This window comes from Glycomyces sp. NPDC050141 (assembly GCF_055586545.1).
On the sequence record NZ_JBVJHZ010000008.1, the window covers coordinates 1 to 14224 of the forward strand.

10 protein-coding genes and 1 pseudogene are annotated in these 14224 nt (G+C 70.3%); 1 reads left to right on the forward strand and 10 read right to left on the reverse strand.

Translation table 11 applies throughout. From position 1 onward, the window contains the following. Window positions 1-103: 103 nt before the first annotated feature. From ACZ60M_RS06950 to ACZ60M_RS06990, 9 genes and pseudogenes are all read right to left on the reverse strand, one after another. Entirely contained in the window at window positions 104-2794 is a 2691-nt protein-coding gene (locus ACZ60M_RS06950) for a Dyp-type peroxidase (protein ID WP_465415516.1), read from the reverse strand. An 80-nt stretch (window positions 2795-2874) separates the two neighbouring features. Beyond that, a complete protein-coding gene (locus ACZ60M_RS06955; RefSeq protein ID WP_465415518.1) occupies window positions 2875-3414 on the reverse strand; it encodes a hypothetical protein in 540 nt (179 codons plus the stop codon). A 73-nt stretch (window positions 3415-3487) separates the two neighbouring features. Then, a complete protein-coding gene (locus ACZ60M_RS06960) occupies window positions 3488-4687 on the reverse strand; it encodes a DUF418 domain-containing protein (protein WP_465415520.1) in 1200 nt (399 codons plus the stop codon). A gap of 147 nt (window positions 4688-4834) precedes the next feature. Beyond that, complete coding sequence (locus ACZ60M_RS06965; RefSeq protein ID WP_465415522.1) at window positions 4835-6040, reverse strand: DUF418 domain-containing protein; 1206 nt, start codon at window positions 6038-6040, stop codon at window positions 4835-4837. A gap of 178 nt (window positions 6041-6218) precedes the next feature. Continuing rightward, complete coding sequence (fabF, locus tag ACZ60M_RS06970) at window positions 6219-7436, reverse strand: beta-ketoacyl-ACP synthase II (RefSeq protein WP_465415524.1); 1218 nt, start codon at window positions 7434-7436, stop codon at window positions 6219-6221. 2 nt (window positions 7437-7438) lie between these two features. Next, window positions 7439-7675: an acyl carrier protein gene (locus ACZ60M_RS06975; protein WP_363528385.1), complete on the reverse strand. Its 237-nt coding sequence runs from the start codon at window positions 7673-7675 to the stop codon at window positions 7439-7441. A 26-nt stretch (window positions 7676-7701) separates the two neighbouring features. Continuing rightward, window positions 7702-8655 (reverse strand): beta-ketoacyl-ACP synthase III, encoded by a 954-nt coding sequence (locus tag ACZ60M_RS06980; RefSeq protein ID WP_465415526.1) that lies wholly within the window; start codon window positions 8653-8655, stop codon window positions 7702-7704. A gap of 41 nt (window positions 8656-8696) precedes the next feature. Continuing rightward, window positions 8697-9587, reverse strand: a pseudogene (locus ACZ60M_RS06985) (ACP S-malonyltransferase); the annotation flags it as partial. Window positions 9588-9680: 93 nt separating this feature from the next. Continuing rightward, on the reverse strand, window positions 9681-10850 hold the full coding sequence (locus ACZ60M_RS06990; RefSeq protein ID WP_465415528.1) for a PucR family transcriptional regulator: 1170 nt from the start codon (window positions 10848-10850) through the stop codon (window positions 9681-9683). Window positions 10851-10967: 117 nt separating this feature from the next. Between ACZ60M_RS06990 and trxA the strand changes: the two genes are divergently transcribed. Beyond that, complete coding sequence (gene trxA, locus ACZ60M_RS06995; RefSeq protein WP_465415530.1) at window positions 10968-11375, forward strand: thioredoxin; 408 nt, start codon at window positions 10968-10970, stop codon at window positions 11373-11375. 54 nt (window positions 11376-11429) lie between these two features. Here the strand turns inward: trxA and aceE are convergent, their stop codons facing one another. Continuing rightward, entirely contained in the window at window positions 11430-14162 is a 2733-nt protein-coding gene (gene aceE / locus ACZ60M_RS07000; RefSeq protein ID WP_465415532.1) for a pyruvate dehydrogenase (acetyl-transferring), homodimeric type, read from the reverse strand. Window positions 14163-14224 lie beyond the last annotated feature (62 nt).

Below are 14224 nucleotides of genomic sequence, written 5' to 3' on the forward strand. Positions count from 1 at the left end.
CCCCCCCCCCCCCCCCCCCCCCCCCCCCCCCCCCCCCCCCCCCCCCCCCCCCCCCCCCCCCCCCCCCCCCCCCCCCCCCCCCCCCCCCCCGCCACCATCATCCTCAGGCTTCGAACAGCCCCTGGCCGACGTAGCCGCCCTCGGGCGCACCCGGCGGGAGCACGAACACCGCGCTGCCTTCGGCGGTGATGAACTCGCTCAACCGGTCAGACGCGGCCATCTTCTCCTGCGCGTCGATGAACGCCTGCGGGTCGGCCTGGAAGGACACGAACAGCAGCCCCGCGTCGTACGGGTGCGCGGCGTGCATGTGCCCGTCCTCGTGCCCGTCGGTCGCGGCATCGGAGCTGACATCCCCCTGGGTGAGGAACCCGTAGTCGTAGTTGTAGCCGCGCCGCACCATCGGCGCGTCGTGCACGACCGCGATGTGCGAGTCGGCCGGGACGGCGGGCAGGCCCGACTCGTCGAGGGCCTCGAAGTCCGGGTGGTCGAGCTCGCCGCCGCCGCTCAGCGGCACACCGGAGTCGCGCTCGCGCCCGAACGTCAGGTTCTGGTCCTCGGCGGTGAGCATCGACCAGTCCGGCAGCCGCATCCGGATCTTGCGGAACACCAGGTACGTGCCGCCTTCGAACCACGAAGGCTCCGAGTCGACCGCCCACACGCGCTCGTCGAAGGTGGCCGATCCGACCTCCGGGTTCGCGCTGCCGTCCTTGAACCCCATGAGGTTCCGGGGCGTGCCGCCCTCGGCCGGGCGCGACGAGAAGCCTTGCTGCACCCAGCCGAGCGTCCCGTACCCGACCGCGCGCTTGCGCAGCTCCAGGAACGCGCTGCTCACCACCTGCTGGTCGTCGCCGCAGACCTGCAGGAGCAGGTCGCCGCCGGACCAGGCCGGGTTCAGCTTGTCGCCGTCGAACTCGGGCAGCTCCACCAGCTTCGACGGCTGCGCCGCCTCCAGCCCGGCCTTCGCGAACACGTTCGGGCCGAGCCCGAACGTCACCGTCAGCCGCGCCGGGTCCAGGCCCGCCGCCACCGCTTCGGCGTCGAACTGGTCGTCCCCGTCGATCTTCGCCTTCGGCGGCGCCTCACCGGCCGCTAGGGCAGCGGCTACCGCCGACCAGTCCCGCAGCAGGGTCTGGAGGTTCGCCTTCATCGCGGCCGCGTCGAGGGCTTCGCCGGTCATCGCCTTGTCGGACAACGTGAACGACGCGAACAGCGCGTGCTGCTGCGCGAGTGTCTCGATCCCGCCCTGCCGGTCGCCGAAGAACGGCTCGATGGTGGATGCTGCCTCGGCCGCTTCGCCTCCATCGTTCTGCGACGACGCGATGGCCATGCCGACGCCCGCGCCGACCGCCGCCGAGATCGTCGCCCCCGCCAGCGCCGCACGCCGCGACACCACGGCCTCGCCGTCGTTGTTCTCCCTGGGCGGCTTGCGGAACCGCTGCCACAGCCCGATAGCGATGTCGATGACGATGAACGCGGCCAGGGAGATGCCGAGTAGCGGGAAGAACCAGCCGACTCCGGCCGCGACGACCACGACCCCTGCGGCGACCCACGACGGGAGCTTCCGCAGCGTCCCGCGCGCGTACGGACGGCCCATAGTCGCGCGCCGGTTTTCCGATGAGCGCAGTGGGCGGCGCTGCCACCACATCCGGTAGCCCCACACGATCATCAGCACGACCGCGAGCATCGCCGCCGCCAGCAGCAGCTGGTTCGCCAGACCGAACAGCAGGCCCATGTGCGCGGCGATGAACACGTTCGTCGCCTGCGCCATGAACGGCCAGTCCGCGAACCGCAGCTCCTCGGCCACCTCCGGCGCGCCACCGGCCGTGTCGACGACCAGCTGGTCCTGCTCGAGCGGCAGCGACCGGTGCGTCTCGGCCACCAGGTACTGCGTGCCCTCGCCCGTGGGGAGGGTGATCTGCAAGGGGCCGTTCATGTCCGCGTCGCGCGCGGTCGCGTACACGCTGTCGAGCAGCGCCACCGCGAACGGCGAGGCCTCAGTCGAGTCGTGGTGCCCGCCGTGGCCACCGTGGTCGCCCCCGGACGCGCCCTCCACCGTGACCGAAGGCGTCGTCCAGCTCAAGGTCTCGCGCAGCTTGTCGACGTTCTCGCCCGCGTACCGCGACCAGGTCAGACCCGTCACCGAGAGGAACAGCAGAATGAGGACCAGCCACAGGCCCACCGGGCCGTGCCACGCGAGGGTCCGGGACCGGCCCGAACCGGTCGGCTTCGGCCGCCACAGGCCGCCGTTCGCCCTCTTGCGGGCGATCCACAGGACCAGGCCCCCGAGCGCCACCACCCACAGCCAGCTGGCCGCGAGCTCCGAGTACAGGCGGCCCGGCTCGCCGAGGTGCAGGTTCCGGTGCAGCGTCGAGATCCACTCGCGCACCGGCCCGGCCCGCGAGGACCCGTACGAGGTCGAGTCGCCGAGCACCTCCCCGGTGTACGGGTCGACGTAGACGACGGCGACCGCACCCGACTCGCGGACCACGCTGTCGTCGACGACCACAGCCGTCGACGCGTCGTCCTCGTCGGCCGGGCGGATCGCCGTCACCGTCCAGTCCGGGTGGGTCGCGGTGACGGCCTCGACCTGGTCGGCGAGGCTCAACCGCTCGCCCCCCTCGTCAACCGTGCGCAGATCGGAGTAGAGCGCGTCCTCGACGGGGTAGGACAGCGCGTAGGCCAGCCCGGTCACGGCCGAGACCAGCAGGAACGGGGCTATGAGAATGCCGGCGTAGAAATGCAGCCGGAGCAGCAGCTGCCTGAGGGCAGCCCAAATCTTGGGTTTATCTGACATTGTTCGCTTTCCGAGCAGCCCGGGAGCACACGGGAACCAGGGCAGGAGTCAACGCCGAAGGCGCTGGGGGACAAAAGGACTCAGGAGAAAGCGAACAGAGGTGGACCGCGGTGCGAAATCGCCGTGCGCACCGCCGGGACCGGACGCGGCGTCTGCGCCCGCAGCGTGAACCGGCGCGGCCGGATCACCACGAGAGCGCCCGCGCCGAGGAACCGGACCACGCGCGCGAAGAAGAGCGTCAGCGCGTCGAGGAGCTTCGCGAACGCGGCATCACCGCGCGCCAGCCACGACGCCTGCGCCAGAGCGGCCGCGACGTGCACCAGCCACATGCTCAGGCCCGCGCCGTGCGCGTGCCCCGCCGTGGCGGCGGCCCCGATCTCGAAGAACTCGTGCAGCCCGTACTGCGCCGCAAGGCACAGGGGCGCGAGCGCGAGGAACCCGCGCTGGCGTCCGCCGATGCCGTACGCGGCGGCGAAGAGCAGGAGGAGCGCGGCGGCGAACTGGAGCGGGCCGGGGGCGTTCCCGCCGCTCCACAGGTGCAGGAGGAGCGAAGCGGACGCCGAGACCGCTGCGAACACGGCGGCCCGCAGCAGTCGGAACGGAGTCTGCCTCACTTGCACGCGCGTATTGTGTCACGCCGCCCCGAAACGGCGGAACCCCCGCGTCGGCAATGCGACGCGGGGGTGTCGGGAATCAGGCCCGCTTGGGGCCGTAGGTGAGTCGCCGCAGCAGGACCTCGAACGGGCCCCGTTTCCCGGCCTTGTCCAGGGCGACCGCCACGAACACGGTGACCAGCCAGGTCCCGAACGCGACGCCGAACGCTCCGAGGTACCCCAGGTCTTCGCCGAGGCCGAAGCCCCAGGCGGTGAGCAGCGGCGCCATGATGAACGACTGCAGCAGGTAACTCGTGAGCGAACGCTCGCCGACCGCCGCGAGGGCCCCGGGGACGCCCCGGCGGCCGAAGCCGCGCAGCTTGTGGGCCAGGAGCGCGAACCCGCAGATGTACCCGATCCCGGCGTAGAGTCCGCCCAGGAGCGTCAGGTACACCGAGGCCTGCCACAGCCCCGTCGAGGGCTCCCAGGCGCCGAGGCCGATGAGCGCCACGGGAAGCGCGCTCGCGACGTTCACGACCATGCCGGTGACGAAGACCTTCTTCAGCTGCGGCAGGTGCGCTTCGGGGTGCTCGATCCAGCCCGCGCGGTGGAGCATCATGCCAGCGATGACCAGCGGGAAGAACGAGCCGGTGATCATGATGCCGAGGACGCCGGTGGGCGAGGCGATCGCCCCGAACACCATCTGCTCGAGGTACGGCGGCAGGTCGAAGCTCGGCGGCGTCCCGTTCGTGGTGAAGAAGTACGCCATGATCGCGTTGCCGACGAGCACGACGTACGCGATCGAGCCGAGCAGCCAGCGCTTGAGCGACCTGTCGGAGAGGTGCACGAAGAACAGGGCGATCAGGCCCATCGCGCCGTACGGGGCGAGGATGTCGCCGTAGAACAGGAACACCGAGTGGACGAAGCCGAACGCCAGGAGCCACCAGGAGCGGCGGTGCAGGATCTTGCGGACGCCTTTGGCCTCGATGCCGCGCGCGAACATCCGCGAGGCCATGATGGCGATGCCGAACCCGTAGAGGACGGCGAACATCGGGCGGGAGCGCTCGGCGATGAGCAGCTGCTCGAAGAAGTACGCGATGTGGTCGGCGGCCGACTGCCCGGTGTTGTGGTTGTACTTGTCGTGCTCCATGCCCCACAGGTGGACCGGGACGTTCGCGAGGGCGATGAACAGGAGCATGAAGCCGCGCGCGATGTCGGGTGCGAGCGAGCGTTCGGCCTTGGTGATCGAGGTTGGCGGGCCGGGCGGCCCGAGCGTGGCGAGGGGCGGTGCGGAGGACACGACGGACTCCTTTGCGGAGGTGACGGGCTTGCTCTGGTTTCACTTCCCACAGTAGGGAAGACGAGCCGCGCGCGCAGTAGTGCAGGCCCCCGGGACGGGCTACCGCCTGCCTCACCGGGACCCCCGTGGACCCGGTGAGGCAGGTGCTCAGACCCGCTTGGGGCCGTACGTGAGGCGGCGCAGCAGGACCTCGAACGGGCCCCGCTTCCCGGCCTTGTCGAGCGCGACCGCCACGAAGACGGTGACCAGCCAGGTGGCGAACGCGACGCCGAACGCCGTCAGGTACCCCATGTCCTCGCCGAGGCCGAGGCCCCACGCGGTGAGCAAGGGGGCCATGATGATCGACTGCAGCAGGTAGCTGGTGAGCGAGCGTTCCCCCACGGCCGCGAGCGCGCCCGGGATGCCCCGGCGGCCGAAGCCGCGCAGCTTGTGGGCCAGGAGCGCGAAGCCGCAGATGTAGCCGAGCCCGGCGTACATGCCGCCCAGGAGCGTCAGGTACATGGCGCCGACGAACAGCGGCTTCGCGGGTTCCCAGACGCCGAGCGCGATGAGCGCCACGGGAAGCGAGCTGGCCACGTTCACGACCATGCCGGAGATGAAGACCTGCTTCAGCCTGGGCAGGTGCGCCTCGGGGTGGTCGATCCAGCCCGAGCGCTGGAGCACCATGCCCGCCGCGACGAGCGGGAGGAACATAGCCAGGAGCAGGCTGACCGCGATGACCATGGTCGAGGCGAAGACGCCCATGACCATCTGCTCGACGTACGGCGGCAGGTCCCCGGACACGGGCGCGCCGCCGCCGCCGCTGGTGTACGCGAACGCGAGCAGCGGGAGGCCGATGACGACGAGGTAGATCGCGGAGCCCCACAGCCACTTCTTGAGGGCCTTGTCCGAGAGGTGCACGAAGAACAGCGCGATGAGGCCGGTGGCGCCGTAGGGGGCGAGGATGTCGCCCCAGAAGAGGAACAGCGAGTGGATCAGGCCGAACGCGACGAGCCACCAGGAGCGGCGGCGCAGGACCTTGCGGACGCCCTTGGGGTCCATGCCGCGCGCGAACATCCGCGAGGCCATCACCGCGATGCCGAAGCCGTACAGGATCGCGAACATCGGCCGGGAGCGCTCGGCGATGACCAGCTGCTCGACGAACAGCGCGATGTGGTCGGCCCCGGACTGGCCCGTGTTGTGGCCGTAGTTGTCGAAGCCCATGCCCCACAAGTGGATCGGGACGTTGGCGAGCGCGATGAACAGGAGCATGCCGCCGCGCGCGATATCGGGGGCGAGCGAGCGCTCGGCCTTGCTGATCGAGGCCGGCGGGCCCGGCGGTTCGACGGTGGCGAGCGGGGTGGAGGCGGACACGGTGTCTCCTTTGTGGCGGACTGGGTGTGGTTTCCTGTCCACCAGTCTAGGTATCCGGGCCCTGCGAGGAGTCCTGCCAGCGGCCGAACCTGGCGTGCCGCCGACCCTACCCAGGTCGTAGTACTGAGGGCCCCAACGCGAATGCGTTGGGGCCCTCAGGCTGCTGCTACTGTTCCGGCTACACCTTGGTGAACAACAGCGCCGCGTTGTGGCCGCCGAAGCCGAAGGCCGTGTTGAGCGCGGCGTTCAGCTCCACCTTGCGGGCCTCGTTCGCCGCGACGTCGAGGTCCAGGGCCGGGTCCGGGTTCTCGAGGTTGATCGTCGGGGGGATGACCCCCTCCTTGATCGCCAGGATCGCCGCGATCGACTCGACTGCGCCCGCGCCGCCGAGCAGGTGCCCGGTCATGGACTTGGTCCCGGTCAGCACGACGTGGTCGCCCACGACGCGCTTGATGCCCTTGACCTCCGCCATGTCGCCCACCGGAGTGGACGTCGCGTGGGCGTTGACGTGGCCGATCTCTTTCGGGTCGATACCGGCCTGCTTGATCGCGGCCGCCATCGCCCGGCTGCCGCCCCGGCACTCCGGGTCGGGCTGGACCATGTCGAAGCCGTCGGAGGTCAGGCCGGAGCCCGCCACGACGGCGTAGATCTTCGCCCCGCGGGCCTCGGCGTGCTCGCGGCGCTCCAGGATGAGCGCGCCGCCGCCTTCGCCCATGACGAACCCGTCGCGGTCGCGGTCCCAGGGCCGGGAGGCGTGCGTCGGGTCGTCGTTGCGGGTCGACATGGCCTTCATCGACGAGAACCCGGCCATCGGCAGGCCGCCGATGACCGCTTCCGCGCCGCCCGCCACGACCACGTCGGCGCGGCCGAGGCGGATCATGTCGGCGCCCGAGGCGATCGCCTCGGCCGAGGTGGCGCACGCGCTGGTGGGGGCGTGCACGCCGGCCTGGGCGCCGAATTCCAGGCCGACCACGGCGGCGGGGCCGTTGGGCATGAGCATGGGCACGGTGAACGGGGAGACCTTGCGGGCGCCGCTCTCTTCCAGGATGTCGTCCTGGGCGAGGAGCGTGAGCGCCCCGCCGATGCCGGAACCGAAGACGACGCCCAGGCGTTCCTTGTCGAGGTCGTCGCTCAGCCCCGCGTCGTCCCACGCCTGCTGAGCCGCGATGAGCGCGATCTGCTCGGAGCGGTCCAGGCGGCGCAGCCGCACCCGAGGGAGGACCTCGGACGGCTCCACCGCCAGCTCGGCGGCGATACGGCAGGGGAGTTCCCGCGCCCACTCGTGTTGGAGCAGGTGCACGCCCGACCGACCGGCCACGAGTGCTTCCCAGGTCGACGCCACGTCCCCGCCGAGGGGAGTGGTCGCGCCGAGCCCGGTCACGACTACCTCAGTCACATTTAGCCCTTTTCGATAAAGGAGACGGCGTCGCCGACGGTCTTCAGGTTCGCGACCTCGTCGTCCGGGATCTTCACGCCGAACTTCTCTTCAGCGGCGACGACGACCTCGACCATGGCGAGCGAGTCGACGTCCAGGTCGTCGGTGAACGACTTGCCGTCGGCGACATCGTCGGGGTTGACGCCCGCGACCTCTTCGAGAATGTCGGACAGGCCTTCGCGGATCTCGTCACGAGACAGAGCCATGAGTTATTTCCTCTCGATAATTACGGGCAGCGGATGACTTGCCCGGCGTAGGTGAGTCCGCCGCCGAATCCGAACAGGAGGATCGGGGCGCCGGAGGCCACCTTGCCACTTTGTACCAACTTCGACAGCGCCAGCGGCACCGATGCCGCGGACGTGTTGCCGGAGTAGACGATGTCCTCGGCGACGACGCAGTCGTCGCTGAAGTCGAGGCGCTTGACGATGCCCTGGATGATGCGCAGGTTCGCCTGGTGCGGCACGAAGGCCGCGAGCTCGTTGACCTTGAGGCCGGCCCGCTCGGCGACCTGCTCGATGAGCGGCGCGAGCTGGGTGGTGGCCCACCGGAACACGGTCTGGCCGGCCTGCTTGATGAACGGGACGTCCTCCTCGATGCGGATGACGTCACTCATCGACGGCTCGGAGCCCCACAGGACCGGGCTGATGGCCAGCTCCGGGTTGTCGGTGCCCTCGATGACGACCGCGCCCGCGCCGTCGCCGAAGAGGACGCACGACGAGCGGTCCTCCCAGTCGGTCACGGCCGAGAGGCATTCGGCGCCGATCACCAGCGCGCGCTTGGCGCTGCCGACCCGGATGGCCATGTCGGCCTGGGCCAGCGCGTACTCGAAGCCCGAGCAGGCGGTGTTGATGTCGATGGCCGCCGGGGCGTCGATGCCGAGCGCGTCGGCGACGCGGCAGGCGGTGTTGGGGCAGATGTCCTTGGCGGAGACGGTGGCGACGATGACGAAGTCGATGTCGGCCGAGGTGAATCCGCCGTTGGACAGGGCCTCGCGGGCGGCCTCGATCGCCAGGTCGGCGACCTTCTGGCCGTCGGCGGCGATGCGGCGCTCCTTGATGCCGACACGGGAGACGATCCACTCGTCGTTGGTGTCGACCATTTCGGCGAGGTCGGCGTTGGTGAGGATCTTCTCGGGCTGGTAGTGCCCGACGCTGACGACGCGCGTTCCGATGACGCTCACTCGGCTCCTTCGTTCAACTCGTGTTCGGCATCCGTGCCGTACTCGGCGGCGAGGGCGAGCTCGTCGGGAGTGTTGACATTGATCCGGTCGACGCCCTTGAGGGCCCGCTTCGCGAGCCCGGTGAGGGTACCGGCGGGCGGCAGTTCGAGGACCGCCGTGACGCCCAGTCCTTCAAGCGTACTCATGCACGCGTCCCACCTGACCGGCGACGTGACCTGGGCCACGATCTGCTGCAGGGCCTGGGCGCCGCTGCTCACGGGCCGCCCGTCCTTGTTCGACAGGAGGGTGCGGACCGGGTCGGCGACCCGGATCTCAGAGGCCACGGCTTCGAGCGCTTCCTGCGCGGGCGCCATGTGCGGGGTGTGGAACGCCCCGGCGACCTTGAGCGGGATGATGCGGGCCTTCTCGGGCGGGCTCTGGGTGAGCTTCTCGATCGCGGCGACCGGTCCGGCGGCGACGATCTGCCCGGCGCCGTTGCGGTTCGCGGGCCACGCGCCGGCGTTCTCGATCGCGGCGAGCACGTCGTCCTCGACACCGCCGAGGACGGCGGCCATCGTGGTCGGCTCGATGCTGCACGCGGCGGCCATCTCGCGGCCGCGCACGGCGGCGAGCTTGACGGCGTCCTCGGGGGTCAGGACCCCGGCGAGGGCGAGCGCGGTGAGCTCGCCGACCGAGTGGCCCGCGACGACCTTGGCGGCCGAGACCGGAAGGTACTCGGCGGCCAGCAGCCCGGCGGCCACGAGCAGCGGCTGGGTGTTGGCGGTGTCGGTGATCTCGGCCTGGTCCGCGTTGGTCCCCAGGTGCACGAGGTCGAGCCCGATCAGCTCTGACCAGGCGCGCAGGCGGGCCTCGGCGGCGGGGTCGTAATCGATCCATGGCGAGAGGAACCCGGGCTTCTGCGAGCCCTGCCCGGGAGCGAGAATGGCAAGCACATTAAGACTTTCGCATTGACAACAGGTGATACGGGAGCAGCCTGGAGACTGAAAGCCCGCTCGGTTCTTGTAGGGAATCTACAACACTCGTTGTCAACTGCGAGAACGCCGGGTACCCGAAGCGTTCTCCAGGCGACCTATGGTCAACCCCACACGCAGGACGAAGGCCTCATGCGGTTCGGTGGGGGAGAAACCGGTCACCTCCTGGATACGGCGCAGGCGGTACCGGACCGTGTTCGGGTGGACGTACAGCTCCCGGGCGGTCCCCTCCAGGACGCCGCCGGAGGCGATGAACGCGTCCATGGTCTCCAGCAGCTCGCCGCCCGCGCGCCGCAGCGTCAGGTAGACGCTCTCGCGCAGGGTGCGGCGGGCCTCCTCGTCGCCAGCGATGGCCCGCTCCGGGAGGAGCTGGGTCGCGGTGACGGGCCGGGGCGCGTCGGGCCAGGCCGCGGCGGACCGGTGCCCGGACACGGCCGCGAGCGCCGACGTGGACGCTTCGGCCAGGCCGGTCACGGTGGGGCCCACCACGATCGGGCCGTCGCCGAACTGCCCGGTGAGTTTCTCGACGATCTCCACGGGCTCCTTGACGCCGCCGAGGAGCAGCACGAGGCGGGCGCCGTGGACGCCCGCGAGGATGTCGAGCCCGAGCCGCCGGGCGGCCCGCTGCACCGAGTGGAGCACGAGCGTGGCCTCGCCGCCGGGGGTGGTGCCGGCGACGACGGTGATGGTCTGCGTCTCGGACCAGCCGAGGGCGGCGGCGCGCGAGATCAGCTCGTCGGAGTTGTCGCCGCGCAGGAGCGCGTCGACGAGCATCGCCTGGAGGCGCGCGTCCCAGGCGCCGCGCGTCTCGGCCGCGCGCGCGTACACGCGGGCGGACGCGAACGCGATCTCGCGGCTGAAGCGCAGCACCGACTCGCGCAGCTGGTCGGTCTCGCCATCGGCGGCGAGCGCGGGCACCTGCTCCTCGACCACGTCGATGACGACCTGGATGAGGGCGACGGTGTGCTGGAGGCTGATGGCGCGGGCGAGCTCGACGGGGGCGGCCTCGAAGACCATGTCGGAGGTGCCCAGGTCCTCGCCGCCGTTGCGCAGCCATTCGAGGAACTGCCGCACCCCGGCCTGGGCCACCAGGGTGACCATGGAGCGCTGCTCGGCGGGGAGGTCGCGGAACCAGGGCAGGCGTTCGTCCATCCGGGTGAGCGACTGGGTCGTCAGCGCCGAGGAGGAGCGCTCGATGTTCTGAATGGTCGTGGCCAGATCCATGCCCTATAGCCTGCCAGACGTGGCGCACGCCGCGCATGGCCGTCTGTCGGAATACCTCGGCCGCCACTACTGTTGCGCGGAAGAGCACCACAGAAGCCAAGACAGAGAGGCGGCCCAATGGCCACGGTTGCACTGACCAAGGACAACTTCGAGGAGACCGTCACCGGCAACGGCATCGTGCTGGTGGACTGGTGGGCCGACTGGTGCGGCCCGTGCAAGATGTTCGCGCCCACGTTCGAGGCGTCGAGCGAGAAGCACCCTGACGTCGTCTTCGGGAAGATCGACACCGAGGACCAGCCGGAGCTGTCGGGCGAGGCCGGGATCCAGTCGATCCCCACGCTCATGGCCTTCCGCGACGGCATCCTCCTCTACAGCCAGCCCGGCGCGCTGCCGCCGGCCGCGCTCGAGGAGATCATCGGCAAGGTCAAGGAGCTCGACATGGACGAGGTCCGCCGCCAGGTCGAGGCCGAAGAGGACGAGCACGACCACGAGCACGACCACGCGGGCCACGACCACCAGCACTAGGTCGAACGTGAAAGGGGCCGCGAGCTTTCGCTCGCGGCCCCTTCGTCATACGTACTAGGAGTCGCCGCCCGCTTCGCCGGCCTCGGCGGCGGTCGGGTCGGTGATCTGGTACTTGGCGGCCGCCTGGGCGGCCAGCTCCGGCTTGACCTCGCCGCGGGCGGCGAGCTGCTGGAGTGCGGCCACGGTGATCGACTCGGCGTCGACGTTGAAGTGGCGGCGCAGGGCCCCGCGGGTGTCGGAGTGGCCGAAGCCGTCCGTGCCCAGCGAGGTGTAGTCGCCCGGCACCCAGCGGCTGATGAGGTCCGGGACGGCCCGCATGTAGTCGCTGACGGCGATGAACGGGCCCTCGGCGTTCGCGAGCTTGCTCGTCACGTACGGGACCTGCTTCTCGGCCTCCGGGTGGCGGAGGTTGTGCTTGTCCGCCTCGATGCCGTCGCGGCTCAGCTCGGTCCAGGAGGTGACCGACCAGACGTCGGCGGCCACGCCCCAGTCCGCTTCGAGCAGCTCGGCGGCCTTCGTCGCCCAGGACATGCCCGAACCCGAGGTCAGGAGCTGTACTCGGGGGCCGGAGCCCTGCGCGGTCTGGACCTTGTGGATGCCCCTGAGGATGCCCTCGACGTCCACGTCCTCCGGCTCGGCGGGCTGCACGATCGGCTCGTTGTACACGGTCATGTAGTAGAAGACGTGCTCGCCTTCGCCGTACATGCGGCGCAGGCCGTCCTGGACGATGTGCCCGATCTCGTAGCCGTACGCCGGGTCGTACGAGACGACCGCCGGGTTGGTGTGCGCCAGGAGCAGCGAGTGGCCGTCCTCGTGCTGCAGGCCCTCGCCGTTGAGCGTGGTGCGCCCGGCGGTGGCGCCGATGAGGAAGCCGTTCGCGAGCTGGTCCGTGGCGGCCCAGATCGCGTCGGCGGTCCGCTGGAACCCGAACATCGAGTAGAAGATGTAGAACGGGATCATCGGCTCGCCGAGCGTGTCGCCCGAGGTGCCCACGGCGGTGAACGCGGCCATCGAACCGGCCTCGTTGATGCCCACGTGCATGAGCTGGCCCTGCTCGGACTCCTTGTAGGAGAGGAACAGGTCGCGGTCCACCGACAGGTACTGCTGGCCGTGCGTGGACCAGATCTTCGCCGTCGGGAACATCGCGTCCATGCCGAACGTGCGCGCCTCGTCGGGGATGATCGGGACCCAGCGCTTGCCGGTCTCCTTGTCCCGCATGAGGTCCTTGAGCAGGCGGACGAGCGCCATGGTGGTGGCGGCCTTCTGCTTGCCCGAGCCGCGCTTGGCCGACTTGTAGGTCTCCTCGCCGGGCAGGTTCATCGGGATGACCGTGTTGCGGCGCTTGGGGATCGAACCGCCGAGTGCGGCGCGGCGGGCCTGCACGTACTCGGCCTCGGCCGAACCGGCCGCGGGCTTGACGTACGGCGGCAGGTACGGGTTCGCCTCGAGCTGCGCGTCGGTGACGGGCATCTCCAGGGCGTCGCGGAAGCCCTTGAGGTCGTCGAGGGAGAGCTTCTTCATCTGGTGGGTCGCGTTGCGGCCCTCGAAGGTCGAGCCCAGCTTGTAGCCCTTGACGGTGTGCGCGAGGATCACCGTCGGCTGGCCCTCGTGGTCCATCGCGGCCTTGTACGCGGCGTAGATCTTGCGGTCGTCGTGGCCGCCGCGGCGCAGGTTCCAGATGTCGTCGTCCGACAGGGGCTGGGCCATCGCCTTGGTGCGGGTGTCGCGGCCGAAGAAGTGCTCGCGGATGAACGCGCCCGACTCGGCCTTGAAGGTCTGGAAGTCGCCGTCGGGGGTGGTGTTCATGAGGTTCACCAGCGCGCCGTCGGCGTCGGCGGCGAGCAGCGGGTCCCACTCGGAGCCCCACATGACCTTGATGACGTTCCAGCCCGCGCCGCGGAAGTACGACTCGAGCTCCTGGACGATCTTGCCGTTGCCGCGGACCGGGCCGTCGAGGCGCTGCAGGTTGCAGTTGACGACGAAGGTGAGGTTGTCGAGCTCGGCGCCGGCGGCGAACTGCAGCGCGCCGCGCGACTCGACCTCGTCCATCTCGCCGTCGCCGAGGAACGCCCAGACCTGCTGCTTCTTGGTGTCCTTGATGCCGCGGTCGTCCATGTAGCGGTTGAACAGCGCCTGGTAGATCGCGTTGATCGGGCCCAGGCCCATGGACACGGTCGGGAACTGCCAGTAGTCCGGCATGAGGCGCGGGTGGGGGTAGGACGGCAGGCCGCCCTGCGGGCGCGAGACCTCCTGGCGGAAGCCGTCGAGGTCGTCCTCGGTCAGCCGGCCTTCCACAAAGGAGCGGGCGTACATGCCGGGGGAGGCGTGGCCCTGGAAGAAGATCTGGTCGCCGCCGCCCTCGTGGCCGCGGCCGCGGAAGAAGTGGTTGTAGCCGACCTCGTACAGGTTCGCCGCGGAGGCGTACGTCGAGATGTGGCCGCCCACGCCGATGCCGGGTCGCTGCGCGCGGTGGACCGTCATCGCCGCGTTCCAGCGCACGTATGAGCGGATGCGGTGCTCGATGGCCTCGTCGCCGGGGTAGTGCGGCTCGGACTCCACCGGGATGGTGTTCACATAGTCGGTGCTCGTGGACGCCGGTACGCCGATCTGGCGCTTGCGGGCGTGCTCGAGCAGCCGCTGCATGACGTAGCGGGCACGGGTGCGCCCGCCGCCGTCGAGGAGGCCGTCCAGGGATTCCAGCCACTCGCTGGTCTCCCCAGGGTCAGTGTCCGGTCCTTGGGTCGGCAATCCGTCACTGATGGGCGGCCGGTTCTGTTCCGTGGTCACGGGCGATCCCTCGTTCTAAGACTGCGGCTTTGCAGGGTTGCTCTTCAGGCAGCAGAGTGTCT